The sequence below is a fragment of the Anabaena sp. CCY 9402-a genome, from assembly GCF_963920945.1.
Taxonomy (GTDB): Bacteria; Cyanobacteriota; Cyanobacteriia; order Cyanobacteriales; family Nostocaceae; genus Trichormus; species Trichormus minutissimus.
Map to the genome: position 1 here is coordinate 1 of NZ_CAWUDL010000002.1, position 25,871 is coordinate 25,871.

General features: G+C 41.0%; 26 protein-coding genes. 16 read left to right on the forward strand and 10 right to left on the reverse strand.

What is annotated here, in order from left to right; genetic code table 11:
• A partial coding sequence (locus tag ACM0OR_RS01065; RefSeq protein ID WP_414574666.1) for a tetratricopeptide repeat protein occupies positions 1 to 660 on the forward strand: 660 nt, incomplete at its 5' end.
• Positions 661 to 694: 34 nt separating this feature from the next.
• Here the strand turns inward: ACM0OR_RS01065 and ACM0OR_RS01070 are convergent.
• Positions 695 to 1,336, reverse strand: a complete 642-nt coding sequence (locus tag ACM0OR_RS01070) for a Uma2 family endonuclease (RefSeq protein ID WP_414574667.1) — start codon at positions 1,334 to 1,336, stop codon at positions 695 to 697.
• A gap of 122 nt (positions 1,337 to 1,458) precedes the next feature.
• On the opposite strand from ACM0OR_RS01070, the gene ACM0OR_RS01075 reads away from it, so the two are divergent.
• From ACM0OR_RS01075 to gshB, 6 genes are all read left to right on the forward strand, one after another.
• A complete protein-coding gene (locus ACM0OR_RS01075) occupies positions 1,459 to 1,680 on the forward strand; it encodes a hypothetical protein (RefSeq protein ID WP_414574668.1) in 222 nt (73 codons plus the stop codon).
• On the forward strand, positions 1,658 to 1,987 hold the full coding sequence (locus ACM0OR_RS01080) for a type II toxin-antitoxin system PemK/MazF family toxin (RefSeq protein ID WP_414574669.1): 330 nt from the start codon (positions 1,658 to 1,660) through the stop codon (positions 1,985 to 1,987). Before ACM0OR_RS01075 ends, ACM0OR_RS01080 begins: the two co-directional genes overlap by 23 nt.
• A gap of 282 nt (positions 1,988 to 2,269) precedes the next feature.
• A complete protein-coding gene (hflX, locus tag ACM0OR_RS01085) occupies positions 2,270 to 3,853 on the forward strand; it encodes a GTPase HflX (protein ID WP_414574670.1) in 1,584 nt (527 codons plus the stop codon).
• A gap of 337 nt (positions 3,854 to 4,190) precedes the next feature.
• Positions 4,191 to 4,991 carry a cistern family PEP-CTERM protein gene (locus tag ACM0OR_RS01090; protein ID WP_414574671.1) on the forward strand — a complete coding sequence of 267 codons (801 nt, stop codon included), beginning with the start codon at positions 4,191 to 4,193 and terminating at the stop codon, positions 4,989 to 4,991.
• A gap of 131 nt (positions 4,992 to 5,122) precedes the next feature.
• Complete coding sequence (gene grxC, locus ACM0OR_RS01095; RefSeq protein ID WP_323266039.1) at positions 5,123 to 5,386, forward strand: glutaredoxin 3; 264 nt, start codon at positions 5,123 to 5,125, stop codon at positions 5,384 to 5,386.
• Positions 5,387 to 5,535: 149 nt separating this feature from the next.
• The gene (gshB, locus tag ACM0OR_RS01100) at positions 5,536 to 6,504 is read left to right on the forward strand and encodes a glutathione synthase (protein ID WP_414574672.1); all 969 of its coding nucleotides are present in this window, start codon (positions 5,536 to 5,538) and stop codon (positions 6,502 to 6,504) included.
• Positions 6,505 to 6,787: 283 nt separating this feature from the next.
• Here the strand turns inward: gshB and ftsZ are convergent, their stop codons facing one another.
• From ftsZ to ACM0OR_RS01115, 3 genes are all read right to left on the reverse strand, one after another.
• Positions 6,788 to 8,074 (reverse strand): cell division protein FtsZ, encoded by a 1,287-nt coding sequence (gene ftsZ, locus ACM0OR_RS01105; RefSeq protein WP_190706243.1) that lies wholly within the window; start codon positions 8,072 to 8,074, stop codon positions 6,788 to 6,790.
• 92 nt (positions 8,075 to 8,166) lie between these two features.
• A complete protein-coding gene (locus ACM0OR_RS01110; RefSeq protein WP_414574673.1) occupies positions 8,167 to 8,352 on the reverse strand; it encodes a hypothetical protein in 186 nt (61 codons plus the stop codon).
• Positions 8,353 to 8,889: 537 nt separating this feature from the next.
• Complete coding sequence (locus ACM0OR_RS01115; RefSeq protein ID WP_414574674.1) at positions 8,890 to 9,726, reverse strand: cell division protein FtsQ/DivIB; 837 nt, start codon at positions 9,724 to 9,726, stop codon at positions 8,890 to 8,892.
• 508 nt (positions 9,727 to 10,234) lie between these two features.
• Here ACM0OR_RS01115 and ACM0OR_RS01120 point away from each other — a divergent pair.
• Together ACM0OR_RS01120 and ACM0OR_RS01125 are read left to right on the forward strand one after the other, a co-directional pair.
• Positions 10,235 to 11,566 carry an ATP-binding protein gene (locus ACM0OR_RS01120; RefSeq protein WP_323266043.1) on the forward strand — a complete coding sequence of 444 codons (1,332 nt, stop codon included), beginning with the start codon at positions 10,235 to 10,237 and terminating at the stop codon, positions 11,564 to 11,566.
• A 250-nt stretch (positions 11,567 to 11,816) separates the two neighbouring features.
• A complete protein-coding gene (locus ACM0OR_RS01125; protein ID WP_414574675.1) occupies positions 11,817 to 16,802 on the forward strand; it encodes a hypothetical protein in 4,986 nt (1,661 codons plus the stop codon).
• A gap of 16 nt (positions 16,803 to 16,818) precedes the next feature.
• Here ACM0OR_RS01125 and ACM0OR_RS01130 read toward each other — a convergent pair whose 3' ends face one another.
• The gene (locus ACM0OR_RS01130; RefSeq protein WP_414574676.1) at positions 16,819 to 17,181 is read right to left on the reverse strand and encodes a hypothetical protein; all 363 of its coding nucleotides are present in this window, start codon (positions 17,179 to 17,181) and stop codon (positions 16,819 to 16,821) included.
• 386 nt (positions 17,182 to 17,567) lie between these two features.
• Between ACM0OR_RS01130 and ACM0OR_RS01135 the strand changes: the two genes are divergently transcribed.
• Positions 17,568 to 18,401 carry a photosystem II manganese-stabilizing polypeptide gene (locus tag ACM0OR_RS01135; RefSeq protein ID WP_414574677.1) on the forward strand — a complete coding sequence of 278 codons (834 nt, stop codon included), beginning with the start codon at positions 17,568 to 17,570 and terminating at the stop codon, positions 18,399 to 18,401.
• 308 nt (positions 18,402 to 18,709) lie between these two features.
• Here the strand turns inward: ACM0OR_RS01135 and ACM0OR_RS01140 are convergent, their stop codons facing one another.
• The 3 genes from ACM0OR_RS01140 to ndhC are packed head-to-tail and all read right to left on the reverse strand — an operon-like array spanning position 18,710 to position 20,320.
• Complete coding sequence (locus ACM0OR_RS01140) at positions 18,710 to 19,237, reverse strand: NAD(P)H-quinone oxidoreductase subunit J (protein ID WP_190702292.1); 528 nt, start codon at positions 19,235 to 19,237, stop codon at positions 18,710 to 18,712.
• On the reverse strand, positions 19,230 to 19,967 hold the full coding sequence (gene ndhK / locus ACM0OR_RS01145; protein WP_414574678.1) for a photosynthetic/respiratory NAD(P)H-quinone oxidoreductase subunit K: 738 nt from the start codon (positions 19,965 to 19,967) through the stop codon (positions 19,230 to 19,232). The genes ACM0OR_RS01140 and ndhK overlap by 8 nt, the downstream gene beginning before the upstream one ends.
• Positions 19,958 to 20,320, reverse strand: coding sequence for a photosynthetic/respiratory NAD(P)H-quinone oxidoreductase subunit C (gene ndhC / locus ACM0OR_RS01150; protein ID WP_190702296.1), 363 nt, complete (start codon positions 20,318 to 20,320; stop codon positions 19,958 to 19,960). The genes ndhK and ndhC overlap by 10 nt, the downstream gene beginning before the upstream one ends.
• Positions 20,321 to 20,515: 195 nt before the next feature.
• On the opposite strand from ndhC, the gene ACM0OR_RS01155 reads away from it, so the two are divergent.
• The 6 genes from ACM0OR_RS01155 to ACM0OR_RS01180 all read left to right on the forward strand — a co-directional run bounded on the left by ACM0OR_RS01155 (position 20,516) and on the right by ACM0OR_RS01180 (position 22,891).
• Complete coding sequence (locus ACM0OR_RS01155; RefSeq protein WP_190702299.1) at positions 20,516 to 20,851, forward strand: rubredoxin; 336 nt, start codon at positions 20,516 to 20,518, stop codon at positions 20,849 to 20,851.
• A gap of 185 nt (positions 20,852 to 21,036) precedes the next feature.
• Positions 21,037 to 22,059, forward strand: coding sequence for a photosynthesis system II assembly factor Ycf48 (locus ACM0OR_RS01160; RefSeq protein ID WP_414574772.1), 1,023 nt, complete (start codon positions 21,037 to 21,039; stop codon positions 22,057 to 22,059).
• Positions 22,060 to 22,178: 119 nt separating this feature from the next.
• On the forward strand, positions 22,179 to 22,427 hold the full coding sequence (psbE, locus tag ACM0OR_RS01165; RefSeq protein ID WP_190702302.1) for a cytochrome b559 subunit alpha: 249 nt from the start codon (positions 22,179 to 22,181) through the stop codon (positions 22,425 to 22,427).
• Positions 22,428 to 22,436: 9 nt separating this feature from the next.
• A complete protein-coding gene (gene psbF / locus ACM0OR_RS01170) occupies positions 22,437 to 22,574 on the forward strand; it encodes a cytochrome b559 subunit beta (protein ID WP_011318656.1) in 138 nt (45 codons plus the stop codon).
• A gap of 3 nt (positions 22,575 to 22,577) precedes the next feature.
• A complete protein-coding gene (locus ACM0OR_RS01175; protein ID WP_214438853.1) occupies positions 22,578 to 22,697 on the forward strand; it encodes a photosystem II reaction center protein L in 120 nt (39 codons plus the stop codon).
• A 71-nt stretch (positions 22,698 to 22,768) separates the two neighbouring features.
• Positions 22,769 to 22,891, forward strand: a complete 123-nt coding sequence (locus ACM0OR_RS01180; RefSeq protein WP_015139786.1) for a photosystem II reaction center protein J — start codon at positions 22,769 to 22,771, stop codon at positions 22,889 to 22,891.
• Between the two features lie 114 nt (positions 22,892 to 23,005).
• Here the strand turns inward: ACM0OR_RS01180 and psaI are convergent, their stop codons facing one another.
• The gene (gene psaI / locus ACM0OR_RS01185) at positions 23,006 to 23,116 is read right to left on the reverse strand and encodes a photosystem I reaction center subunit VIII (RefSeq protein ID WP_323268850.1); all 111 of its coding nucleotides are present in this window, start codon (positions 23,114 to 23,116) and stop codon (positions 23,006 to 23,008) included.
• Positions 23,117 to 23,226: 110 nt separating this feature from the next.
• Complete coding sequence (locus ACM0OR_RS01190) at positions 23,227 to 25,839, reverse strand: hypothetical protein (protein WP_414574679.1); 2,613 nt, start codon at positions 25,837 to 25,839, stop codon at positions 23,227 to 23,229.
• Positions 25,840 to 25,871 lie beyond the last annotated feature (32 nt).

Here is a 25,871-nt window from a genome sequence, read left to right on the forward strand (position 1 = left end):
ATCGCATCCTACGACCAAGCTGTGAAATTTAAACCAGATTTTCACCAAGCTTGGTACAATCGCAGCTTTGCGCTATTTAATTTAGGACGGAATGAAGAGGCGATCGCATCTTACGACCAAGCACTGAAATTTCAACCAGATGATCACAAAGCTTGGAACAATCGTGGTACTGTGCTAAGAAATTTAGGACGCAAAGAAGAGGCGATCGCATCCTACGACCAAGCTGTGAAATTTAAACCAGATGATCACAAAGCTTGGAAAAATCGCGGCAATGCACTATCAGATTTAGGACGTAATGAAGAGGCAATATCATCTTACGACCAAGCTGTCAAATTTCAACCAGATGATCACGAAGCTTGGTATTATCGCGGCATTGCGCTATCAGATTTAGGACGCAAAGAAGAGGCGATCGCATCCTACGACCAAGCTGTGAAATTTAAACCAGATTTTCACCAAGCTTGGTATTATAGGGGAATTGCATTATTAAAATTAGGTCGATGGATAGAGGCTATTGAAAGCATTAACAAGGCTGTTGAAATCAATCCAGACTTTGTGAACACTCTGTTTGATATGCGGAGGAAACAAATTCTCGATAGTTTACTGCAAAAATTGATTCGGATTTGGAGAAGTTTTTTGAGGTTAATTCAGTTTAAGTTCTGAATTTAGTAACTTGATTACAGTTCCTCCCAATCTACTATTTCTCAATTCCTAGCTGTTCCCTCACCCAACTACGGAAGTTTCTTGTCATCGCCATCACACCAATTCGCTGACTTTCTTCTAAAAATTTAGGAATTTCAGTTAAATTCAACTGGTTAAACATCGGTGAACTATTACACTCTATATATTGCCCTTGTTGCAGTTGATAAATATAAAGTAATCCATTATCATAACGCCACAATTCAGGCACACCCAAAGAAGCGTAAATATGGAATTTATCTAGTGAAGAACTAGTCAAATCTATTTCTACTACTAAATCTGGTGCTGGATCAGTATTTAAATCAATCTCCGTTTTATTCCTCATCAATACTGCATTACAAATATAGTAGCTGCCATCAGGTTCAGCACCACGCCGCAAGTCTCCCCTTTTAAATGTTGTAGAACCCGCCGGAAGAATTTCTAAATTTAACTCTTCTCCTAGCACAAAAATCAGGCGTTCAATTAAACATTTCCAATACTCATGGGGGAAAAGTGGGGTCATGATTTCCAGCATTCCTTGGTCATAAGTCATTCGGGAAGTCCGGTCTTCTCCCATATCAGCTAGCATCGTTTCAAAAGTCTGCCAGCTAATATTCCTCAACACAACTCTTTGTTCTGAAGCGTTACGCGTAGTGACCATTGCTGGATGAGATAGGGGCAATTGTATGTGTTGATTATAATCCTGAAAGGAACAGCTGATAAACTAAGAGATATTCATAAATAAAATCACAGAGTAAATTTCTACTCACTTAACGCAAAATTATGAATAGTGAATTGATTAAGTTGATTTATGAAATTGAACTGCAACCAGGAGAAAAATTACATCTCCCAGAACCAATCCTAAACAGTATTACTACCGGACGTTGGGTAATCACCATCCAACAAAAAGCAGAAACACTTGAAAAAATCCGTAGTCATGATGCCTTTTTGAAAGGATATGCACCAGAAGACGAAGGACTTTATGATGACTATCCAAGCAGGTGAGTTTTGGGTAGCAGACATTCCCTTTACTAGTGGTGGCGGTTCTAAAAAGCGTCCTGTGCTGGTTTTGTGGTTAGATGGGGATGATGTTGTCGCAGCAATAGTTACATCTGCTAAACCGCGCACACAAACTGATGTAGTTCTCAATGATTGGTCTACAAGTAGCTTGCGTGTTGCTTCAACTGTGCGGCTGTCTAGATTGGATTGCTTGGAAAAGTCTTTGTTAATCACCAAAATCGGGCAAATTTCTGGATCAGATGCAAAGCGGCTAAAAGAAATATGGGATATGTACATTAAGCCTCAGTTTTAAACTAGGAATTAACCGCGATCGCCCCCACTGACCTATGCACCCCCTAAAAGATTGAGTTTGCACCCCTAGCACTGTTGTAAAATAGACAATAGAAGGATTCGGGGGGCCAGTTAACTGGTCGAAACGCCTATAGAAACTATTTTCGGTAATCTTCAGGGTTTAAAGTCCAGTCAGCTGAAACAACTACAGCGACTGTACCACCAGCGCATACCAGGCGATCGCATCACCACGCCTGAGTTCTCCCAGCGTCTGGCAGCAATTAGCACGGAAATTAATCAACCTGTGTGTGCCTACGTCAACCGTCGCGGACAAGTGATTCGTGTTGGCGTAGGCACACCGCGTCAAACGCAAATCCCGCCAATGGAATTGCCACGTTATGGTGCGGAACGTCTCAGTGGTATTCGTTGTCTAGCCACCCATCTTAAGGCAGAACCGCCGAATGAAGGGGCTTTAACAGCAATGGCAATGCAACGTTTAGATGCTTTAGTAATCATTAATATTACTGGGACAGGCTTTACACGGCGCGGTGGTGGGGCTACAGGTTACGTTAAAGAAGCTTATTTAGCGCACTTAGTCCCTCAAGATGCCCGTGCTTTGATTCCTAGTGCAGCGATCGCAGGATCAAATAATGGTCAGTCTCCCAGTTGGAGCATATCACCACCACTAGATTTAGATAATCTGGCAGACCAAGATTTTATCGACTTGGTGGAAGGACTAGAAGCAGAGTTCCGCCGGGAATTTGTCGCCCAGGATGTAGATTCTGACCACGATCGCGTGTTAATTGTGGGTGTAATGACGGAGCAAATGTCACTCCAACAATTCCACGACACCGTAGCAGAACTGGCGCGATTAGTAGATACGGCTGGTGGTGATGTATTACAGACAGTACAACAAAAGCGATCGCGCATTCATCCCCAAACCGTTATCGGTGAAGGCAAAGTCCAAGAAGTCGCCCTCACTGCCCAAACCTTGGGTTGTAACCTCGTCGTCTTTGACCGCGCCCTCTCACCCGCCCAAGTCCGCAACTTAGAAGCGCAAATTGGTATTCGCGTAGTTGACCGCACTGAAGTTATATTAGATATCTTTGCTCAACGCGCTCAATCCCGCGCGGGTAAGTTGCAGGTAGAATTGGCACAGTTAGAATATATGCTGCCCAGGCTCACCGGCAGAGGTCAAGCAATGTCTCGACTGGGGGGTGGTATAGGGACTCGCGGCCCTGGTGAAACTAAATTAGAAACCGAACGCCGCACAATTCAAAGACGTATTTCCCGACTACAACAAGAAGTTGATCAATTACAAGCCCACCGTTCACGCTTACGCCAAAGACGACAACATCAGGAAGTTCCCTCAGTGGCTTTGGTTGGTTATACCAATGCTGGTAAATCTACCCTGTTAAATGCTCTCACCAATGCGGAAGTTTACACAGCAGACCAATTATTTGCAACTCTTGACCCCACTACACGCCGTTTAGTGATTCCTGGTGACGAGAATGGACAAACCCAAGAAATTCTGATTACAGATACTGTAGGGTTTATCCATGAGCTACCTCCATCACTAATGGATGCCTTCCGTGCCACTTTGGAAGAAGTAACAGAAGCGGATGCCCTATTACACCTAGTAGATTTATCCCATCCGGCTTGGTTGAGTCATATTCGCTCAGTTCGGGAAATTCTCGCCCAAATGCCCATAACTCCCGGTCCGGCGTTGGTGGCTTTTAACAAAATTGATCAAGTAGATAGCCAGACTCTAGCTTTAGCTCAAGAAGAGTTTCCCCTAGCCGTGTTTATTTCAGCAAGTCAGCGTTTAGGATTAGAAACCCTACGTCATCGTCTTAGCCAGTTGATTCAATACGCTGTAGACTCTTGATAAATACAGAAAAAAAGTAAATATTATCCTTGAACTCAGTTTTATCACTGAGTTTTTTATTTTAAAGTTTAAGATTACAGACAACCGCTCATCAAATTGCATTTTTTAGCAACCAATTTATGTTGATTTTGTGAATAATATATAAATAATCAAATCAACTTACTTAAATATTCTCTATAAAATAAAAGTATAGCTAATAGCAGTATTTATACGGTAGTTTATTAAATTCAAGCCTTTAATTGAAGCTACAATGAATATATTGTAAAAGAGTAGACAATATCTTTTATACTCAATTATTTTTGATGTATACAAGTTACTAAGTTGGCTAAGTTTATCAATGTCTGTGCAAAAAATAATTTTTAGGCTATCTGCCCTCTATGGATTTGGGGCTTGTTTATTAGTTGTAATGCCTTCTGCTTCAGCTTTTACTTTTTCCCAAGGCGGCGGTAGTGTCACAATTACCGCCGCAGATATAAATAAGACTTTTGAAATTAACTTCAACGGAAACGTTAGTACACAAAATGTTCAAGGACTCTCATCTACAGCAACCTTTACATTCCTAGGATTCAATACAATCGGTAGTGGCTCTAATATTAAGACTGAAGCAAAATTTGATATCATCCTATCTAATACATCTAGTGACGGTATCACCTCTAGAACATCTGCTTTAGGTTTTGACGTTAGTAATACCCTACTAGGAATTGGAAACACCAACACTTCTGGAAGCACACGAGTCTCTGGTTTGTTTACTAAAGATAGAAGTGGTGCATTTCCCAATCATTTTGGCGACGTTGATGTCTGCTTCACTAACGGTAATAACTGCAAGGGTGGTGCAAATGGTGGTGTTAGCACTGGTGACAAGGCGGCTACTTTCTCGCCTATCCTTGCTTTCACAGGTAATGTTAGCAGCTTTACCCTAAGTAATTTAGGCGTGCGCTACCAAAGTATTAACGGTAAAAGCACTATTGATAACAAAACTTTCAATGGTGATAGCGGTACAGGTCGAGGATATTATATCGCTCCGCCACCACCACCTAAAAAAGTACCTGAGCCAGCTACAGCAGCTGCTCTTGGTTTATTTGCTGTGGGTGCATCGCAGCTTAAAAAGAAACAGCCTTTGCTATCAGTCTCAATCTGATTTTCCAGAAATTATTCAGATTATACAAGGGCGGCTGCAATTCCTTCTTAGTTAGGAAGCAGCCGTCCTTTTTACTAAATTGCAAAAGTAAAGTTCTAAAATTAATAGATATTGAACTACACAAGGACTTTATGGCTGCTAAGGTAGAAATTTACACTTGGATGACTTGCCCATTCTGCATCCGCGCCAAAAATTTGCTGACTCAAAAGGGTGTTGAATTTACTGAATACAGTATTGATGGAGACGAAGCAGCACGGGCTAAAATGTCAGAAAGAGCAAATGGAAGACGTTCACTACCACAGATTTTTATCAACGATCGCCATGTGGGTGGTTGTGATGATATCCACGCTTTGGAAGCTAAAGGAAAGCTAGATGAATTATTAGCAAGTAGCTAGTAAGTAGAGAGTCGGGAATAGGGTAAAAACCAAACAAATAAATCAAACTCTCTTTCCTGTCACCTGTCCCCTGTCACCTATCACCTGTATTTCTTGAGATAATCTAAATTGACTATCCTGGGAATGTTCTGGCGATTGAGGCAAAAAGTGTGAAACTGGCTTTTATTATTGATCCCATCCATCAGCTTGACCCGTGTCATGATACAAGCGTTGCTTTGATGGAAGCAGCACAAATTTTGGGACATGAAGTGTGGGTAACTCAGGTTAACTGGCTGAGTGTAGTAGACAGCAAAGCTTGGGCGATGTTACAGCAGGTGGAAATTACACCAGTGGAGTTGCTAGAGGGACGCTGGAAAGCGGCGAATCCTTGGTATAAGTTGAGCCAGCGTCCCTTCCTGTCCCTGGAAACGATGGATGCCGTATTTATGCGGACAGATCCACCTGTAAATGATTCTTACCTCTACGCTACTTATATTCTGGATTACATTGACCAAAATAGAACTTTGGTGATCAACAATCCCAGTGGTATCCGAGACGCAAACGAAAAAATGTATGCTCTCCAGTTTACCAATGCCATTCCAGAAACCATTGTGAGTGCTGATAAGGAGTTAATTCGCCAATTTGTTGCAGCTAAAGGAGCAGCGATTATCAAGCCACTAGGTAATAAAGCTGGGGAAGGGATTTTATTTTTGCAATCAGGCGATCGCAATTTTAATTCTATAGTTGAACTCAGTACCTACCAAGGTCGATTACCAGTCATGGTACAAACTTATTTACCAGAGGCTAAAGAAGGAGACAAGCGGATTATCCTCCTCAATGGAGAGCCTATTGGCGCACTCAATCGTCTATCTAGTGGGAGTGATTTTCGCAACAATATGGCAACTGGCGGTACAGTGGCTAAAACCGACATCACCCCCAGAGAGTACGAAATCTGCTCCCAAGTAGCTGCAAAATTGCGTCAAGACGGTTTAATTTTTGTGGGTATTGATGTGATTGGCGGTTACTTGACGGAAGTAAATGTCACCAGTCCCACCGGATTGAGAGAAATTGACAGGCTGGATGGTACTCGCCTTGCTCATCAAGTCATTAAGTGGATCGCGCAAACTTTGCAAAAATAAAAAACTAAAATAACTGACATTTATTGCCACATCTGTAATTTGCTCTATCCTGAAGTTACGGCAAGGCAAGTTTTTTCTAGGCAATACGACAAAGCCGTTGGTTCACGAATCAACATCAACCAAGATTGATGTTGATTTGTTAACAAACAGATATTTACGCAGATAGCAACAATACTGCTAACCACTGCATTTTCCCTATCTCTCTGCTTGAGAATTAACAGATTTTATATAGCACTCAGCCTGACCTAAGACTACAAATTTTAATAATCTCAAATCTAAACTCTTAATTCCGTGGTGGTGTGCGTCGCCTCTGGAGAAAGTCAGGAATATCTAAACCAGACTTTTCTTTAGGCTCTGGAGTGACTGCTGGTGGATTAGCAGCTGGTGGCTGCGAAGATTGCCGTTTAGGTGGAGTTGTTACACGGGCATTAGCTACACTCTGTTGGGGTGCTGCTTGTATTTCCCCAGTAAATCCAGTAGCAATCACAGTAATTCTGACCTCACCTTGTAGCCTGTCATCAATGACTGCACCAAAAATAATATTAGCGTTAGGATCAACAACTTCGTAGATCGTCTCTGCGGCAGCATTGACTTCATGTAGAGTCAGATCGCTACCACCAGTAATATTAAAGACAACTCCTCTAGCTCCTTCAATAGAACATTCTAACAGTGGTGAAGAAATAGCGGCGATCGCAGCTTCTCTCGCTCTTGATTTTCCAGAACTCACACCAATTCCCATCAACGCCGAGCCTGCATCAGCCATTACAGCGCGAACATCAGCAAAGTCTACGTTTACCAAGCCAGGAATCGTAATGATATCGGAAATACCTTGCACACCTTGACGTAATACATCGTCTGCATAGCGAAAAGCTTCTTGCACTGGTGTTTGTTCAGGAATCACTTCCAATAGCTTATTGTTAGGAATAATAATTAGTGTATCAACCCTACTTTTGAGTCCTTCAATACCTTGCTCTGCCTGGGTAGTACGGCGACGACCTTCAAAGACAAAAGGACGTGTCACCACACCAACAGTTAGTGCGCCCATTTCTTTCGCTATTTCTGCGACAATGGGCGCAGCACCAGTACCAGTGCCGCCTCCCATACCAGCAGTAATAAACACTAAATCAGCACCCTCTAAAGCTGTAGCAATTTCATCCCTCGATTCTTCTGCGGCCTTTTGACCAATAGCCGGATTACCACCAGCCCCTAAACCTCGTGTGAGTTTTTGTCCAATTTGTAACCGACTAGGCGCACCTGCTAGAGTCAAAGCTTGGGCATCCGTGTTAATTGACCAAAACTCTACCCCAGAAACATCAGATTCAATCATGCGGTTCACCGCATTTCCACCACCACCACCTACACCTATCACTTTAATATTGGCTACCCGTCCTGGAACAATCTCACCAATTCTGCCACTTTCAGTATTAATTTTCTTGCTGTCGTGGTTTTGTGCAAAATTCAGTCCAGAATGATTAAAGGGGTTAGATGCGTTTACTGCTAAGGAGAAACCAGGTTGCCCCAAAGATTGGGAGTTTTTATAGGTAAGCTCTTGGTTATTATCAAGTGTCATTGGATTCAGAAAGGTAGATAAACGACTTTATTTCCGATGTTATTTGCCTAGAAGTCAACTATAGTTCGACATGGCCAAAATTTATGGCACTGTTATTTATTGTTGTCACCACTTCCAGCCTTAATAGGATTGTCAGTGGGAAACTTGGCTATGGCATAAGCTACAAAGGCAGCTGGTCGCACAGCTAATTCTAGAGAAGTATACCTATATTCACCTAAAATTGATCTGTATAACTTCAACAAGATATTAATATTTTTGCCACATTGTCGATTTTGCATAGTATACCTTTGGCATACACGATACACTTTCTTTGTTAAGGGTGGAAATTGATCACTGCTATTACTATTCACACTATTGCTTTTTATCTTACTTACTGTGGTCTGTACTAGACATTAGTTGTGTTTATTTTTACAGATTTTAGAAAAGTAATACTTGTAATAAATGTTTTTGATTCCTTGATGATTAGTTCTAGGGGTTAAATCTAAGCACTTAGACATACATTTAATAAAAATACTACTAAAACATCTCTAAAAATTATGAGTTTATAACACAACTTGCAAATATAAGCCACAGTATGTCTTATCTGCCTTAATAATATAGTTTATAGGTTTCACAATTGGGAATAATTCCAAGTTTTGGCAAAAATTAGTTCTATAACTGTGGTTCATCAGGGAATTCCCCAAAAAGAGAGACTCTGCTTATCAGTTATAGAACAGTCTACTGCTAGTGCAATATGGCGAAATTAAATATATAGTTCTAAGCCTTAAAAGTCTTGAAGTACAGGCTGTTTAAATGTTGCATTCAGTGTAGCGGTACTAAGGATTTGAAGAGTTAAGGATCTCCTTTTTTTGGATCATATGTACTAATGGAGAGTCAGGGTTTGTCAAGTCAATGTACTCGATTTCACTGGGGTTGAGTTTTTTGGGTAAGTTACGCATTCTAGCAAGTAAATTAATCTGCTCAGGCAATTGAGGACTGAAAGCCCCGATATAGACATTTCCTATTTCTGTTTTCAATCTTAAGTTTGTAGGGTCTTGGCAATCAATTTCCGTAATTTTGACGGAACTTTGACTGACATAGGAATACAGTTGATTCCAGTATGAGCCGTATTTTTCTGGTAATCCAATCACTTTCAGACTAGGCAATTTAAAGTCAGGATTTATCAGTATATATTTTTCTAAAGGTATCCAAATCCCATTTGCGTCTAATAAACCTGTACTATCTTTATTAGTATTTCCTTGTTCCTTAGTTTTTTGCGCTACCGCTACAGGTACTCTTTCCTCAATTTCGATCATTAATCCTGGAGGAAAAAGGCGACGGTTAACAGTCGCTTGTGCAATAGTAGGCTGTTTCTTCAAGGATTCTGCAATAACAGAGGGTTGAATCCGCCATAAAGACTGAGGATAAGATAGTTGTAACACCGACCGAACCGCCTCTTGTGAAAGTGATTGATTACCTGATGTTATCAATACTTGTTTAGGTGTTTTTAACACCCATATCGGTTGGATAGCCACCCACAGCAAACCACCAGCTAGTCCACTGATGGCAATGCTACGCCAAATCGTTTGCAAAATTTTTACTTGGCGTTGTCGGCGTAATTTTTGGCGCCGTTGGGCTAAATCTTTGCGAGAAACAGATACAATCTCAGGCATTAATACCTCATCTTTAGATTACAGGCTAAATTCATTGTTAGGCTTAAATTCTCGGTCAAGTTCAGTATAAATACTGTCATGAACTAGCTGCCTTGTTTAAAAGTGGTGTGATTGCTAGTAACACTTTACAGCAACCCTAACAAAATTCAGGTGTAATCCTTATCTCGGATGTAGCTTGGGGTGTCAACTATCAATTACAGAACTCCTAATCAAGCAAGCCAAAAATAAACTGTCAAAAATTTTACGTTTAAAAATTTTACGTTTAAAAAATATAGTGCCAAGTATTGCGATCCTATCCGTATATCTCACGCACACGAGAACTACTATGTTGTCAATCCCAGAATAATTTCAAGTTGTCAGAAGATTACTTAAGAAGCTGTTGTCAGAAATAAGTGATAATTTTCATGACAAATAAATAATAAAATACGAATAATTACATACGGGGTATCACTAAAAGTTAGAGATAATTAGTGTCTAAGAAGACAGAAAATAGCATCTACATCTGCAAATGGGAAATACATTAAACTTGTCGCGCTTTTACAAAGCGTGTAATCCTAGCTACACATTGAATATGAGTGTGAAGTTAGATCAGCAATACTATATAGATTTTGCTGATGTGCGTGGATGCAAGATTGTCGAAGAATTACAACGTACAATCAGTCGTATTTCTCCTGACGAGCCTACCTGTCAGTTGTTTACAGGTCATATTGGTTGCGGTAAGTCAACAGAGCTACAACGCCTCAAAGCAGAGCTAGAACTAGCAGGATTTCATGTAGTTTATTTTGAGTCCAGCCAAGACTTAGACATGGCAGATATTGACATCAGTGATATTCTACTGAGTGTGGCTCGTCAAGTTAGTGTCAGTTTAGAAGCAATTGGTATCAAGCAAAAACCAGGCTATTTTACCAATTTATTTAGAGAAATAGGCGATTTTTTGCAAACACCCATAGAACTTTCAGGAGAAGCCGAATTTTCCTTGGGTATTGCCAAAATTACAGCTAAAACCAAAGATAGCACTCAGTTACGCAATCAACTGAGACAGTATTTAGAACCTCGTACCAATAGCATTCTGCAAGCGATTAATGAAGAGATATTAGAAAAAGCAATTGAACAGCTAAAGTTACGGGGTCAAAAAGGACTAGTAGTAATTGTAGATAACTTAGATCGAGTAGATATGCGTCCAATGGCATCTGGACGAACGCAACCAGAATATCTCTTCATTGATAGAGGCGAACAGTTACGCCGACTTAAATGTCATCTAGTTTACACTATTCCACTGGCATTAATTTTCTCTAATGAGTACGAAGCACTCAAAAATCGCTTAGGTGGGGGTATTGCACCCAAGGTTTTACCAATGGTACTGGTGCGACAAAGAGATGGTAGTGATTATGAACCAGGGATGTCTCTACTGCGCCAGTTGGTTTTAGCAAGAGCTTTTCCAGAATTTACCTCTAATGACCGGGAGCAATTTATTAGAGAGTTATTTGATTCACCAGAAACTTTAGATCGTTTATGTCGTGTCAGTGGTGGACACATACGTAATTTATTGGGGTTACTTTACAGTTGTCTGCAAAGACAAGATCCGCCATTTTCCAGAGACTGTTTAGAAGCTGTCATTAAAGATTACCGTGATGATCTGCTATTAGCAATTGATGAATGTCAGTGGGAATTGCTATTTGAAGTAGTACAACAGCAGAGTGTTAAAGGAGAGTCAGACTACCAGAGTTTGCTCAGAAGTATGTATCTGTTTGAATATCGAGATCCTAGAGGTCGTTGGTTTGGTATTAGCCCTGCATTAGCAGAGACAGAAAAAGTTGTTGCTTGGCAAAAAGTTAAGTAAGAAAACAATAGCTTAAGCAACTCAATACGCAAAATTCAAACTTAAAATCCTCAACTTTATGGAAGTTTGAATTATGATTAATTTTAAATTGGTACAAGCACGCTGCAAAAGCAATTATCCATTTTTTGACACAACACATTTTTATGTGTAAATCGTTGGATGAATAAAAGTGTAAAAGGCTAACTATGCCTTTTACATTCTGCCGTGGTGAAATTTTTGTATTTTATTCCTATTTCTAAAGTTTATAACTATGACACAATGCCAACTGACGACAGCGATCACTAATAATAATCAGCATTCTCTACAAAGACTAATTAGGTCTATTAAGCTTTCTAAAGACCAATTTGCTCTAATTTTAGTACGTTGTAATTATAAACATCTACGAGAGCAAATGCTAAATGAACTACGCTCTCAAAGTCAAGATATGAATATCAGAGAGCTATTTTTGCCCTCATCTACTACCACCTTACATACAACCATATCCTCAGAACTATTTCTAGAACAACCTGCTGTTGCTACAGATTCATTACCATCATCTGTAATGGTTTTTGGTCTAGAGTCAATCATTTCTCTTGATGATTTAATTATTGGTATTAATCAAGCACGAGATATCTATGCAGCTACTTTCCCTTTTCCGCTAGTATTATGGCTACAAGATGAAGTAGCATCATCACTTTCTAGGTTAGCACCTGATTTTAAAAGTTGGGCAGCAACCACAATTAAATTTGAACTTGCAAAAGAAGATTTAATTGCCTTAATTAGGGAAGAAACTGAGTCTTTATTTGCTAGAGTGTTAGAAACAGGTGCTGATAAATTTATATCTAATGCTGCTCTTAATTTAGACCCTAAGTCGCAACACCGTCACGAAATAGAGTCAGCTCGTAATGATTTACTGCGCTTATATAGTTTGCAATTAGAACCGGGACTAGAAGCTAGCTTAGAATTTGTTTTGGGAAGAGATAAATATGCAAATGATCAAATTAATAGTGCTTTAGCTCATTACCAAAAAAGCCTAGCTTTGTGGCAGAGGGAAGCAAGAAAGCTAAGAGATTTAGGTGCTGTCAAGTGTCATTACTCTCATGAGCTTTGGCAGGCAATCATATCATTTCACCTGGGTTTGTGTTATCGCCGGATGGCAGATTTACACCGAGGTAGTAAGAGTAGCTATTGGCAACGTGCTTTGTTATGGTTTCAACAATGTCTAGAGATATTGGCAGAAGCGCAAAGAGAAGATTTAGTTGCTAAGTTTATTCTTTCAGCCTGTGAAATGTTACAACACTTACAAGGCTGGGAAGAATTAAAGATATTAACTCACAAATCTTTAAAATTACATAAAATATATGGTTTCCCAGCACAAATTGCTCAAGATTATAGCTTTTTAGCTGCGATCGCAATTACGGAATCTAATTGGATATTAGCTCATGAACTAGTCACTTCATCCCTAGCGATCGCAGAACAATCCTCAGAAATTTCTCCCCACCAAGAAAGTAGATATCTATTATTATTAGCCAGAACACAATGGCATTTAGGAAAGCCAGAAGAAGCAATTAGTAACCTAGAATGGGCTAAGGTAGTTTGTGAAGTACACCATGAACCTTCACTTTATTTGGAAATTTTAGACGAGTTGCGATCGCTCTATTTTATCGAACGGCATGACTATCTAGAAGCATTTAAAATCAAACAAGAAAAAATTCAAATTGAGCATCAATATGGCTTTCGTGCTTTTATTGGTGCTAGTCAATTACAACCACAACGTTACAAAATAAACTCAGTTTTAGAATCTCAAAAAATAGCATCTATTCCTGATGATATTGCCCAGGAAATAGCTGTATCTGGAAGACAGCAAGATATTCATCGTTTAATTGAAAGAATTACTCGTTCTGATTATAAACTTACCATAGTTCATGGCCCATCTGGAGTTGGCAAAAGCTCAATTTTGAAAGCAGGTTTAGTCCCTGCTCTTATGGGAAAAGTTATTGGTGATCGTATCCCTTTATCCATTGTTTTATCTGCGTATACTGATTGGATTTCTGCTTTAGGAAACTGTGTTAATCAAGCGATCTCACAGACAGATATCTCAAGTTTAGTTGAATTTACTCCGACTAGTATTATTGAAAAAATTCGCTTAATTGTTGAACGAAATTACACAATAATTATTATTCTTGATCAGTTTGAAGAATTTTTCTTTATTAATCATGTTGATCAAAGAATGAATTTTTATTATTTTTTGAGTCAATGTTTGAATATTCCTTATGTAAAAATAATTATTTCTTTGAGAGAAGATTATTTACACTATTTATTGGAATTTGAACGTCTTAGTAAGAGTAGTAGTGAAATTTTATATGATTTAAGTGTAATCAACCAAAATATTTTAGATAAAGATATTCGCTATTATTTAGGAAATTTTTCGATTGAGGATGCTTTAAGTATTATATGTAGCTTTACTCAAAACTCTCACTATGAAATGAGCAGTGAACTAATTAACAAACTAGTACAAGATTTAGCAGGAGATATAGGAGAAGTACATCCAATTGAATTGCAAATAGTAGGCGCACAATTACAAGCAGAGAATATTACAACTTTAGAAAAATATAAACTTTGTGGTGGCTCGAAAAAATTAGTAGAGCGATGGTTAGAAGAGGTTATCAAAGATTGTGGGATAAAAAATGAAGCGTTAAGTTGGCAATTATTATTTGAGCTAACTGATGAAAAAGGTACACGTCCATTAAAAAATAAAATTGATTTTGCCCACGTCATCGAACAATATAGTAACGCAATATCCGATTTTGATTCATCTGGAGACTTAATTTTAGAGATTTTAGTCGGTTCAGGGTTAGTATTACGTTGGCGAGAAGAAACAGGCGATTGCTACCAACTGGTGCATGATTATTTAGTAGAACCAATTCGTCAAAAAAATAATCACGGTATAGCAGCTGAATTAGAGAAGGTAAAAGGCGAAAAAAAGCAAGCTGAAGTAGCTCAACAGGTTTCTCAAGAACAACTCAATTTGGTTTTGCGAAGGCGATTGCGAGAAGCACGCATAGCTGGTGTCCTGTTAGCAATCATGGGTAGCACTATCGCCTCTCTGTGGTGGCAAGCTGACATCCAAAAAAGAGCCGCAGAGATGCAAACAATCCGCGCTGAAAGCAGTGAAACCAACTTACAAATTAGCGCGATCGCTTCCTCTAGTGAAGCCTTATACACTTCTAATCAGCAATTTGATGCCCTACTAGAAAGTTTGCGTGCTTGGAGAAAACTTAAACACTCAAAGGGAATCCTCCCAGAAACTCAAATGCGAGTGGTGAGTGCCTTGCAACAGGCAATTTATGGAGTCACAGAGTTAAATCGCTTAGAAGGACACACTGATATTGTCTGGGGTGTAACATTTAGCCCAGATGGTAAATTATTGGCATCAGCAAGCACTGACCAAACAATCAAGTTATGGCATCGTGATGGCAATTTAAGCCAAAGTCTTGTCGGTCATAGTAGTGCTGTAACTAGCGTGAGTTTTAGCCCTGACGGTCAAAGTCTGGCTTCTTCTAGCCTCGACAAAACTGTAATAATTTGGCGCAAAAACCCCACAACGGGAATATTTGACCAACAACCATCCATAACCCTTGATAATGCTGGAGATTGGATTTATAACATCACCTTCAGCCCTGATGGGGAGTTAATAGCTACCGCAAGTAGAGATAAAACTGTCAAACTCTGGCGACGAGACGGTGGCTTAGTCACGACACTCAAGGGACATGAAGGAGCAGTAAATTGGGTCAGTTTTAGCCCTGATGGTCGATTTATTGCCTCAGCTAGTGAAGATAAAACAGTAAAAATCTGGCAGAGGAATGGTAGCTTGGTCAAAACTTTGTCAGGTCATGAATTGGGTGTAACAGTCGTGGCTTTTAGCCCCAATGGTGAACTACTAGCCTCCGCCAGTCGAGATAAAACAGTTAAACTTTGGCAAATAGAGCGCACGCAACGAGATATTGTCGATGTTCAAATGTACAAGACTTTAACTCAACATACCAGTACAGTTTGGAGTCTGAGCTTTAGCACTGATAGTCAAAAGTTAGCTACTGCCAGCGATGACAATATCATCAACCTCTGGACTCAAACTGGGATATTAATCAAAACTTTTAAAGGTCATAGCGATGCAGTTGTTAGCGTGGCTTTTAGTCCAGATAACAAAATGCTGGCATCAGGCAGCTATGACAAAAGTGTGAGATTGTGGAGTCTTGAATCTACCACACTACCTATTCTGCACGGTCATGAGGGGCGGGTTTTGAGCGTTGCATGGAGTCCTGATGGTCAGATGTTGGCTTCTGGAAGTCGCGATCGCACCGTGAAACTTTGGCGACGAGATTTGGTCAATGGTAAAATCGAAACAAAAATTTACAAAACTTTAGTAGGTCATACAGACATCGTTAATAGCGTCAGTATTGACCCCAAAGGTGAAATTATCGCTTCAGGTAGTTATGACCAAACTGTAAAACTTTGGCGACACAACGGGACTTTACTCAAAACTCTCCTCGGACACAGTGATGGTGTGATCAGTGTGAATTTTAGCCCTGATGGTGAGTTGTTAGTGTCAGCTAGTAGGGACAAAACCGTCAAACTGTGGAATCGTAACGGTAGTTTGCTCAAAACCTTAGAAGGGCATCAAGAGCGGGTAAACAGCGTTAGTTTCAGTCCCGATGGTCAGGTGATAGCTTCTGCTAGCGACGACAAAAGCATCAAACTGTGGCGACGGGATGGAACTTTAATTAAAACCTTTACCCCCCACGATAGCTGGGTGCTAGGGGTGACTTTTAGTCCCAAAGATCAATTGCTAGCTTCTGCCGGTTGGGATAATACAATTCGCCTATGGCGGCGAGACGGAACTTTGTTACAAACCTTATTAAAGGGATACAGCGACAGTGTTAATGCTGTAACTTTCAGTCCTAATGGTGAAATCCTCGCCTCTGCTAATTGGGACAGCACAGTTAAGCTTTGGAGCCGTGAGGGCAAATTAATTAAAACCCTCAACGGGCATCAATCTCCGGTCTTAAGTGTCAGTTTTAGCCCTGATGGTCAAACGTTAGCATCGGCTAGTGATGACAATACGATTATTCTCTGGAATTTGCATCTGGATGACCTACTATCTCGTGGTTGTTATTGGGTAGATAATTACCTCAAACACAACAACAATGTAGAAGCCAGCGATCGCTCACTCTGTGAAGATAACAGCGCAAATCGCTAGAGTCTAGCTGATCAGATCAAGGTGAGAGGCGATCGCTACTTAACATTCCATCAATGGTTTCCAACTCCCCGTTTTGACTAGCCTCCTCTTGTAACAAATATTTCAAAAAAGCTTGCAGCCTCATCCGTTCGATATAAGGCCAACCACCCTCAGATTCAATATCTTTCAGCAATGCGTAGAGTTGCTGACGGTTATTAGGCAAACTCTCCTGAAAGGAACTATCTCGAATCTCTCGATGTAAATACTCCAACTGGCGTAGCAATTTTAACAGGTTTGTCACATCTCCTTGACAACTCTGGGCTACATCATGCACTACAGCCGCAATCTTTTGTAACTTTTCGGGCAATTGCCCTGATTCAGAACTACTGTTTTTACTCATTCCACTCTCTCCATTACAATTAAGTCTACTCAAATTTACTCACGATTATGGGCTTTCATTTGGTGAGCAGTAACGCCTCACAAGTCCCTTATCGTAGCTAAATGGGATCAAGAGTGCTTAATTGAGATCAGAGTGCTTTGATTTTGAGTTAAAAAAAATCGTATGATCTGGCTGATTTCCTTATAAAGCAATGGGCTGTATGTATTGGCAATACATACATACTACAGAACGACTTAGGCGACACTGCAAATACCTACAGTATTTGCAAAGCGCGAAGCCAAAGCCAATCTTCGCGTTATTCAAGCACTTATGCCGATCTGGAACGGGGTGTAATCATCCATGCGCCCAAACCCTTTAGATACTAATTTTTGACATTGAGGTTGACCATGAGGTATCGCGCTTTAATTGTTGCATTCTTAGCTGTGTGCTTGGGGCTACTCACTGCTTGTAGTGATGCGCCTGCTGCTAGCAGTAGGGATATACTCACTTACGAACAAATTCGAGGCACTGGCTTGGCTAACAAATGCCCCCAACTAGCAGAAACAAGCCGTGGCTCAATTCCATTGGATTCTAGTCAGTCCTACGCCATTAAAGAACTCTGCTTAGAACCAACCAATTTCTTTGTCAAAGAAGAGCCTGCGAATAAACGCCAAAAAGCCGAATTTGTCGCCGGCAAATTGTTGACTAGATATACTTCCACCATTGACCAAGTTTCCGGCGATCTGACTATCAACCCTGATAACAGCTTGACTTTTGCAGAGAAAGATGGTCTTGACTTCCAAGCCATCACCGTAAAACTGCCTGGTGGTGAACTAGTACCATTTCTGTTCACTATTAAAAACTTAGTTGCTCAAACCCAACCTGGTTTAACCAGTGTCAATACTTCCACGGACTTTGAAGGAACTTTTAAAGTACCTTCCTATCGTGGTGCTGCTTTCCTCGATCCTAAAGGTCGCGGTATCGTTAGTGGCTATGACAATGCTGTAGCATTACCAGCCCAATCTGATGATGAAGAACTCACCCGCGCTAACGTCAAGCGTGCGGAAATTCTCAAAGGTAAAATTTCTCTACAAGTAGCTAAAGTGGATAGCGCAAGTGGTGAAATTGCTGGTACTTTCGAGAGTGAACAGCCCTCTGATACTGATTTAGGTGCGGCTGAACCCAAAGAAGTCAAGGTTCGCGGTCTATTTTTCGCTAGGGTTGAACCAAATCGTGGCTAAATGCCCTTGATGCGAAAAACCTTTTAACCAATTTACCCCCTAATTATTTGGGGGTAAATCACAACAGAATTTATGATCACAAAAGGGTGAAAAGCCCTTTTTTATTGGCAGGTCATAGATGAAATTGCTTTAGTTCAAGGACATGAAAATCTCAAAGAAGTATTAGTGGATTTAGATAATCATATCTACGCCTCTACCCCTAACCACCCCCAAAAAACATTACCCCTCTCCGCCGCCGGAGAAGGGTTAAAGATGAGACATTAAAATTCTCACTAGCTGACACTCAGCAATTAGGACTTCAGCATAACCTAATAAGCATCCTGCAACTCGTAGAAATCAGGCGAGACATAATCCTTCCGCAAAGGCCAACCCACCCAATCTTCAGGCATCAAAATCCGCTTCAAATTGGGGTGTCCTTCGTAGATAATGCCGAACATATCGTATGATTCACGTTCCTGCCAATCTGCAGTTTTCCAAATCCAGTAAACCGAAGGCACTACAGGATTTTCCCGTGGTAAAAACACCTTCACCCGGATTTCTTCAGGTCGATCAGCATTATCACCTACTTTCACCAAGTGATACACACTGACTAAATCCTCTCCTGGCCCAAGGTCAATACCTGATTGAAACTGGAGATAATTAAACCCGTAAGCGTACAGAGCTGTAGCGATAGGAAGCAGGAAATCTGGCTGGACTTTAATTATCTCTACGCCGTTCTTATCAGCTGTCAAAGACTCATGAGCAAAGCCATTTTCAGTCAGCCACTGGGAAATTTGACCGGCTGGGACTATAGCCTCTACCTCTGTTGGAACTGGTTTTACTTCTTCATCAGCCACGGCCTTGTTCCTCCTTCTGTGTCTTTCCTGTCAACAGCGCAGGTGGAACAGGCAAACCGATGGCTTCTGTTAATTCTTTGGGTGGGTTGAAGCGGGTTTCTGACTGCATATACTTACCAGTTAAAATTTCTGGCACTGGTTTCATATTATGAGTCGTGCTGTAGAAACGGTGGGTTTGTTTAATTTGACCCCGTTCCTGCATCGAATCATTAGCAATCTTCTTCCGCAGCTTAATAATTGCGTCAATAATTGCTTCAGGACGAGGAGGACAACCGGGTAAGTATACATCCACAGGAATCAGTTTATCGACTCCGCGCACAGCCGTGGGAGAATCAACGCTAAACATCCCGCCTGTAATTGTGCAAGCCCCCATCGCAATTACATATTTAGGTTCGGGCATTTGTTCATAAAGACGCACCAATTGAGGGGCCATCTTCATGGTGATTGTCCCGGCTGTAATAATCAAATCAGCTTGACGAGGACTAGAACGGGGAATTAATCCGAAGCGGTCAAAGTCAAAACGTGAGCCAATTAAAGCTGCAAACTCAATAAAGCAGCAAGCTGTACCAAACAGCAAAGGCCACAGACTAGAAAGCCTCGCCCAGTTATAGAGGTCATCAACCGTAGTCAAAATTACGTTTTCTGACAGGTCTTGAGTGACTTGAGGACGCTCAATGGGGTTGATGATGCGCTCTTTGTCCTGGGTGGTTAAATTAGAATCTAAGACCATTCCAAAGCTCCTTTACGCCAGGCGTAAACTAGGGCGACTACAAGAATTGCAATAAAAATCAGTGCTTCAATGAATGCCAATAACCCCAGACGGTGAAAGGCTACCGCCCAAGGATAAAGGAACACAGTCTCTACATCAAAGACTACAAAGACTAGAGCAAACATGTAGTAGCGGATGTTGAACTGAATCCAGGCCCCTCCGATGGGTTCCATCCCAGATTCATAGGTGGTGCGACGTTCCAGGCTGTTACCCGTGGGTCTGAGAAGCTTGGACGCAGACAGTGCTAAGGCAGGAACTAGGCTACAGATAATGAAAAAGCCTAGAAGGTATTCGTAACCGCTAAGGACAAACACAATGAATATCTACCGCTTATAGTGTAAATAACGCTGTTACTTTCTTTTACATTATATCTGTTTAGTTTTTCTGAAATCTGTGAAACAAACGGATTTCAGGTATTTGATTCATTTGTCAGGGTGATAGAAAAGTCTAACGAATATGTCATAATTTTTAACGTATATTTAATAATTCCTCTCTGCGAGACCTGAGTCATGAGCGAACAAGCTGTTGAAACTACAGCATTAGACCGCTACGAGTGTCGCGCCTGTGGTTATGTTTACGAACCTGAAAAGGGTGATGATAAGCATGACATTACTTCAGGGACACCTTTTGTAGAACTACCAGTAAATTGGCGTTGTCCTGTTTGTACGGCTAAAAAAACTGCTTTCAGCAATATTGGCCCAGCAGGCACAGCATCCGGTTTCAAAGAAAATCTCAGTTATGGTTTAGGTGTAAATACCCTAACCCCAAATCAAAAAAATCTCCTGATTTTTGGTGCTTTGGGTCTTGCCATTTTGTTTTTTATTAGTCTCTACGGCTTGCAGTGAGACTGGAGGCAGGGAAGCAGGGAAGCAGGGGCGCAGTGGGCAGAGGAGAAAACTATACTCAGCACCGGCGAAACGCCGCGCTACTGCTAACAACACTCAATCAGCTTTTTCTACTCGATAGGTAAACCTTTTAGAGAAACCTTACACAAATTTAGAAACGAATACAAAAAAATCTCATGAGATCGATGGTTATTGTGAAAAGTTGGCAGAAAATCTTTGTTTTGTTGATGGTCGTTTTCTTGTGTATTGGTTGTAGTAAAGTTCCATCTACAAGCTACAACCCTTGGGCAGTAATTTCTGTGCCAACTAAGGCAAAACTACTAGATATTGGCTTTACTAACAATCCCCAACATGGTTTCCTTGTTGGTAGCAACACCACTCTTTTAGAAACTAGAGATGGTGGTGACACTTGGCAGCCTCTGAAATTGGAATTAGATGATGATCGGTATCGCTTCGATTCAGTAAGTTTTGCTGGACAAGAAGGTTGGATTGCTGGAGAGCCTTCTTTGCTACTGCACACCACGGACGAGGGTCATTCTTGGTCACGCATTCCTCTAAGTTCTCAGCTACCAGGTAATCCAATTTCTATTCATGCTTTGGCTGAGAATACAGCTGAAATGGCTACTGATGTAGGCGCAATATACAAAACTACAGATGGTGGCAAGAACTGGAAAGCTCAGGTAGAAGCAGCCGTAGGGGTGGTACGTAACTTAGAACGTTCTGCTGATGGCAAATATGTAGCCGTTTCTGCTAAGGGCAGCTTCTACTCAATTTGGAAACCAGGACAAGATGCTTGGGATCCTCATAACCGCAACAGTTCCCGTCGGGTAGAAAATATGGGATTCGCTCAAGATGGGCAGTTGTGGTTACTAGCAAGAGGAGGTCAGGTACAGTTTAGTGACCCGACTAAACCAGATGAGTGGCTAAAAGCTGAAACTCCTGAACTGGCTACTAGTTGGGGTTTATTAGATTTGGCTTATCGTACACCCGACGAACTTTGGATTAGTGGCGGTAGTGGCAATTTACTCATGAGTACCGATGGCGGTAAAACCTGGGAAAAAGACAGAGATGTAGAAGCAGTTGCTGCTAATTTTTACAAAATTGTGTTTTTACACCCAGAACAAGGATTTATCATTGGCGATCGCGGGGTATTGCTAAAATACCAACCCAATATGGCTAAATCTGCCAAAACAGCAGCAGCAGCTTAGTGATAATCTAGGCTTTCAGTATCTTCCTGTTTTATGAGAAGCTAGTTGCAACTTGTAACTCTTTCTAAACTTTGTAGGATAATAAACTCAATAACATTTTTGTAAAGGTGGGTATCTAAATGTCAGGGACTACTGGAGAACGTCCGTTTTCCGATATTGTTACCAGTATTCGTTACTGGGTAATCCACAGCATCACCATTCCAGCATTATTTATTGCCGGTTGGCTATTTGTCAGCACCGGGCTGGCTTATGATGTGTTTGGCACTCCTCGCCCTAATGAGTATTTCACGCAAGCACGGCAAGAAGTGCCAATCGTGAACAATCGTTTTGACGCGAAAAAGCAAGTTGAACAACTTATTGGAAATTAGTTTGAAATCATGACTAGCGGCAATAACATCAACCAACCAGTTACCTATCCTATTTTTACGGTTAGATGGCTTGCAGTGCATACATTAGCTGTGCCTACCGTATTCTTTTTGGGCGCGATCGCCTCAATGCAATTTATTCAACGGTAAATCATGGAAAAAACGCCCAACCCTAATAATCAGCCGGTAGAACTGAACCGGACTTCTCTGTACCTGGGACTACTACTAATTTTCGTTCTAGGGATTCTGTTTTCCAGTTACTTCTTTAACTAACTGGAACTCTGGTTTTGAATCTGGGTTTATTGAACCTGTGTTGATTTTTTATTAAGAGAGGAGGAAAATCTGTGTCTGCTGGAACTGGGAGAATTCCCCTGTGGGTCGTCGCTACGATCGCAGGTTTAGGTGTAATCACTGTTGTAGGTATTTTCTTTTATGGGGCCTACGCTGGAATCGGTTCTTCGATGTAATTGGAAATTGAACCAATTGATCTAGCACTTGTTTAAAAATTGTCATCAAAAAGCCGCCTATCTCAAAAAGACAGGCGGTTTTTTAATTATTGATTAGTCAACCAATCAAGTTAATTAACCAATATCATCGCGTTCAATGTATAACATCATGAACGCCATTGCTACTGCTGGAAAAACTAAACCAGTCAGAGGAACAAAGATAGAGGGCAAAAATGAAGCTGCCATAGTAAAGATTCCTGTTAAGTTACACTACAATTCAAGACGAGCTTACTGCAAATTCAACCCGATTTTTTTAAATTCTCAAGATTTTTAACACAGATTCATTCAGGGAGTGATCAAAGACCAAATAATTCGTCTAGTTGTAAATTTGGCAAGTCTGGAGGAATTACAGTCCGAAATACGGTAACTTTGTGACTTTCTTGTTGAGTAGCCCTGTTTAACGCGATCGCCTCTATGCGAATTTCTAAGCAGCCAAAAGGAATATTCAAGGGAATCATCACTTCCATTCCCCCGGAGGAATTAGGTAATAATTCTGTCAGCAAGTGAGGGCCATCTAGCAACCAGCGCGTTTGACAATCTTCCACCCATAACTTAGCCACAACCTGTGGTGGCACTTTAGGTAGTTCCACGCGCACCCTGATAGAATTACCAGCAATCAGTTCACCTTCAGGTACGTGCAGTTGAGGAATTGGCAAAGGTTCGATGGGTTCTTCACTCAGGGACGTAAAAATAGATAAACTGGTCATTGATGGATTCTCTACTTGAGAAACATAGCTTTTGCTTAAATCCACCTCTTCCTCAGTAAATATATCATCTACAACAATTTCTTGGGCTAACCAAGCTAGAGTTGTCTCGATTTCCTCCGCAGGTGATAGTTGTGGTGCAGAAATTGTTGTCGTGGATTCTGGTTCATATTCTTGATTTTCTATCTCCTCTACTCCTAAAGCCTCTGTTTCTGTAATAGCTGCGGCTACATCTGCCCTTACTGCCAAAGTTGTAGCCTCATCACCAAAAGTATCAGTCTCTGTGATTGCTGTTGCTACATCTCCACTCACTTCCAACGTTGTAGCTTCATCACTCACAGTAGGCACAGGTAGTTTCTCAACTGTGATCTGATGCTCTAACACCTCTGGGTCTGAATATTGCATTTCTGTGGCTTCAGGCAAGGTATAGCCTTGGCTCTGCATCCATTTTCTGATCAGAGGCGATGAGTAGGAAGGTGGTAAATTAGGAGTTTCCTGGACTAAATCATCACTTGATTCCGAGGTTGCCAGAGTTTCTTGTTCAGGGTTAGCAGCAGGGATTAATTCTGGAGTTGGGATAACTTCCGATTCGCCTAGGAAATCATCCGTAAATTGAGCCTGATCATTCTCATATTCTTCAGTATTTTCCGCTATTTGTAAATCTATTTCTGGTAATATCTCAGCAGATTGAATATTTAAAGTCTCGGTAATTTCGCTATTCACTGCTTCAGTTTCAGTAGCAGCTGGTTGTAGGCGTTTTAGGTAGGGAAAACTACTGCCCAGCATCCGCGATCGCCGATTTTTAATCACCAATTGCTCCAAGTTAATGGGAGCAGGAGTCATGGGAACTGTAATTTCATCCTGTGTGATCACAGGGGTTTCTAGATTAGCTTCTGCTATTGTGTGCTGACTAGCAATGGGCTGCGCCCTATCTAAAGTAATCGCATCAGTTTGATTCTCAGGCAATTTCGGTAATTGTAACCCACGAGAATCAACAGGTTTCTTGATTGATAGCAGTTCCATTGATCCTGGTAGGGAGATATTTGGAACTAGATAGGTTAGCTGAGATGGCGCAGTTGAAGGAGTTTTCACCAAATTGAATAATTCCAAATCAAGGCTTATTGATGGTTCAACCGTTGATATGGGTGGGGTGCTAGTTTCATAACTAGATTGGGTTGTTGTCGTAACTGCCAACAATTGTGTGACATCTGCTGTAATTGTGAAGGACTGGCTCGCTAACAGTGTTACTTCCCCAGCATTCGAGACAGAGCCATACAAATTAATATCTGCCAAAATTAGCTTTGATTCACACTCAGCCGGAATATCAATTGCAGAACGGAGAGTAAAAGGTAGTGCTTGATCTCCTAAAGATTGCCGTATCTGGGTCAAAACTTCCAAGCTTTGAGGCGATCGCAATTCAATCTTCAACTCCAAATCATAGAAATTTTCTGGCTTTAAATTTTCATCTACCTGGTTATTTGCTTGTAACTCCACATTCCCGTGAATGGTGAGTACGTGTCCCCAACGAGTAATATAAGTTTCCCGATCTAAGGTCAAAACTAGAGGACATTGTGACTTTTGTGGTGGAGATTCCTCAACTTTTTCCTCTGCGATCAAGGGGTCAGAGGTGGGTAAAGCTAAATCAATTAAATTTTGTAAAATCTGCTCGGCTGTTTCACCTTTCACCCAAACTGGGTTAGCAGGTTCATCTATCAATGCTTCTTGATCTAGAGATGTAGCTAAAATTTGACTCTGGGGAGCAATAGCTAGTTCTGTAAACTCATGAGATACCAAACTACTCTCAGATGGATCATGAAATGATCCCGGCTCTGTATAAACACCCCGCTCGTGTACTTCCTGGGATAATACTTGTAAATAAACACCATATTGCCAGGATTGTCCTAACATATCCGACATCAAATCCCCGGAACAGCGCAACTCCCAAATCCCCGGTTTGAGGTAGGTAAAAGGAATAACCGCCATTAAGCCGTCCGAGTTAGTACGACGTAACCGCTTCTGAATGCGTCGTTTTGGTGGTGTTTCCTGGTGGGAAAAGTGAATGACGCGTACTTCTATATCCGTATGAGGAAGTTGTGACAGAGCCAAAACCCTATACCGACCTTCAAGAATCTCTGTGCTTGGCGATTCTAGAGATTGCCAGGAGCGATCGCCCTGTTTCTGAATCAGAAATTGCCAGTGTTCCATTGTAAGTGATGCCCAGACCGAAGAGCATCTGA

What these genes read in the sequence shown, in the direction of transcription:
- ACM0OR_RS01070 (WP_414574667.1), bottom strand. Translation starts at nt 1,336, where the DNA reads ATGGTCACTACGCGTAACGCTTCAGAACAAAGAGTTGTGTTGAGGAAT.
- ACM0OR_RS01075 (WP_414574668.1), top strand. Translation starts at nt 1,459, where the DNA reads ATGAATAGTGAATTGATTAAGTTGATTTATGAAATTGAACTGCAACCA.
- ACM0OR_RS01080 (WP_414574669.1), top strand. Translation starts at nt 1,658, where the DNA reads ATGATGACTATCCAAGCAGGTGAGTTTTGGGTAGCAGACATTCCCTTT.
- ACM0OR_RS01090 (WP_414574671.1), top strand. Translation starts at nt 4,191, where the DNA reads ATGTCTGTGCAAAAAATAATTTTTAGGCTATCTGCCCTCTATGGATTT.
- grxC (WP_323266039.1), top strand. Translation starts at nt 5,123, where the DNA reads ATGGCTGCTAAGGTAGAAATTTACACTTGGATGACTTGCCCATTCTGC.
- ftsZ (WP_190706243.1), bottom strand. Translation starts at nt 8,074, where the DNA reads ATGACACTTGATAATAACCAAGAGCTTACCTATAAAAACTCCCAATCT.
- ACM0OR_RS01110 (WP_414574673.1), bottom strand. Translation starts at nt 8,352, where the DNA reads ATGCAAAATCGACAATGTGGCAAAAATATTAATATCTTGTTGAAGTTA.
- ACM0OR_RS01115 (WP_414574674.1), bottom strand. Translation starts at nt 9,726, where the DNA reads ATGCCTGAGATTGTATCTGTTTCTCGCAAAGATTTAGCCCAACGGCGC.
- ACM0OR_RS01120 (WP_323266043.1), top strand. Translation starts at nt 10,235, where the DNA reads ATGGGAAATACATTAAACTTGTCGCGCTTTTACAAAGCGTGTAATCCT.
- ACM0OR_RS01125 (WP_414574675.1), top strand. Translation starts at nt 11,817, where the DNA reads ATGACACAATGCCAACTGACGACAGCGATCACTAATAATAATCAGCAT.
- ACM0OR_RS01130 (WP_414574676.1), bottom strand. Translation starts at nt 17,181, where the DNA reads ATGAGTAAAAACAGTAGTTCTGAATCAGGGCAATTGCCCGAAAAGTTA.
- ACM0OR_RS01135 (WP_414574677.1), top strand. Translation starts at nt 17,568, where the DNA reads ATGAGGTATCGCGCTTTAATTGTTGCATTCTTAGCTGTGTGCTTGGGG.
- ndhK (WP_414574678.1), bottom strand. Translation starts at nt 19,967, where the DNA reads ATGGTCTTAGATTCTAATTTAACCACCCAGGACAAAGAGCGCATCATC.
- ACM0OR_RS01155 (WP_190702299.1), top strand. Translation starts at nt 20,516, where the DNA reads ATGAGCGAACAAGCTGTTGAAACTACAGCATTAGACCGCTACGAGTGT.
- ACM0OR_RS01160 (WP_414574772.1), top strand. Translation starts at nt 21,037, where the DNA reads ATGGTTATTGTGAAAAGTTGGCAGAAAATCTTTGTTTTGTTGATGGTC.
- psbE (WP_190702302.1), top strand. Translation starts at nt 22,179, where the DNA reads ATGTCAGGGACTACTGGAGAACGTCCGTTTTCCGATATTGTTACCAGT.
- psbF (WP_011318656.1), top strand. Translation starts at nt 22,437, where the DNA reads ATGACTAGCGGCAATAACATCAACCAACCAGTTACCTATCCTATTTTT.
- ACM0OR_RS01175 (WP_214438853.1), top strand. Translation starts at nt 22,578, where the DNA reads ATGGAAAAAACGCCCAACCCTAATAATCAGCCGGTAGAACTGAACCGG.
- psaI (WP_323268850.1), bottom strand. Translation starts at nt 23,116, where the DNA reads ATGGCAGCTTCATTTTTGCCCTCTATCTTTGTTCCTCTGACTGGTTTA.
- ACM0OR_RS01190 (WP_414574679.1), bottom strand. Translation starts at nt 25,839, where the DNA reads ATGGAACACTGGCAATTTCTGATTCAGAAACAGGGCGATCGCTCCTGG.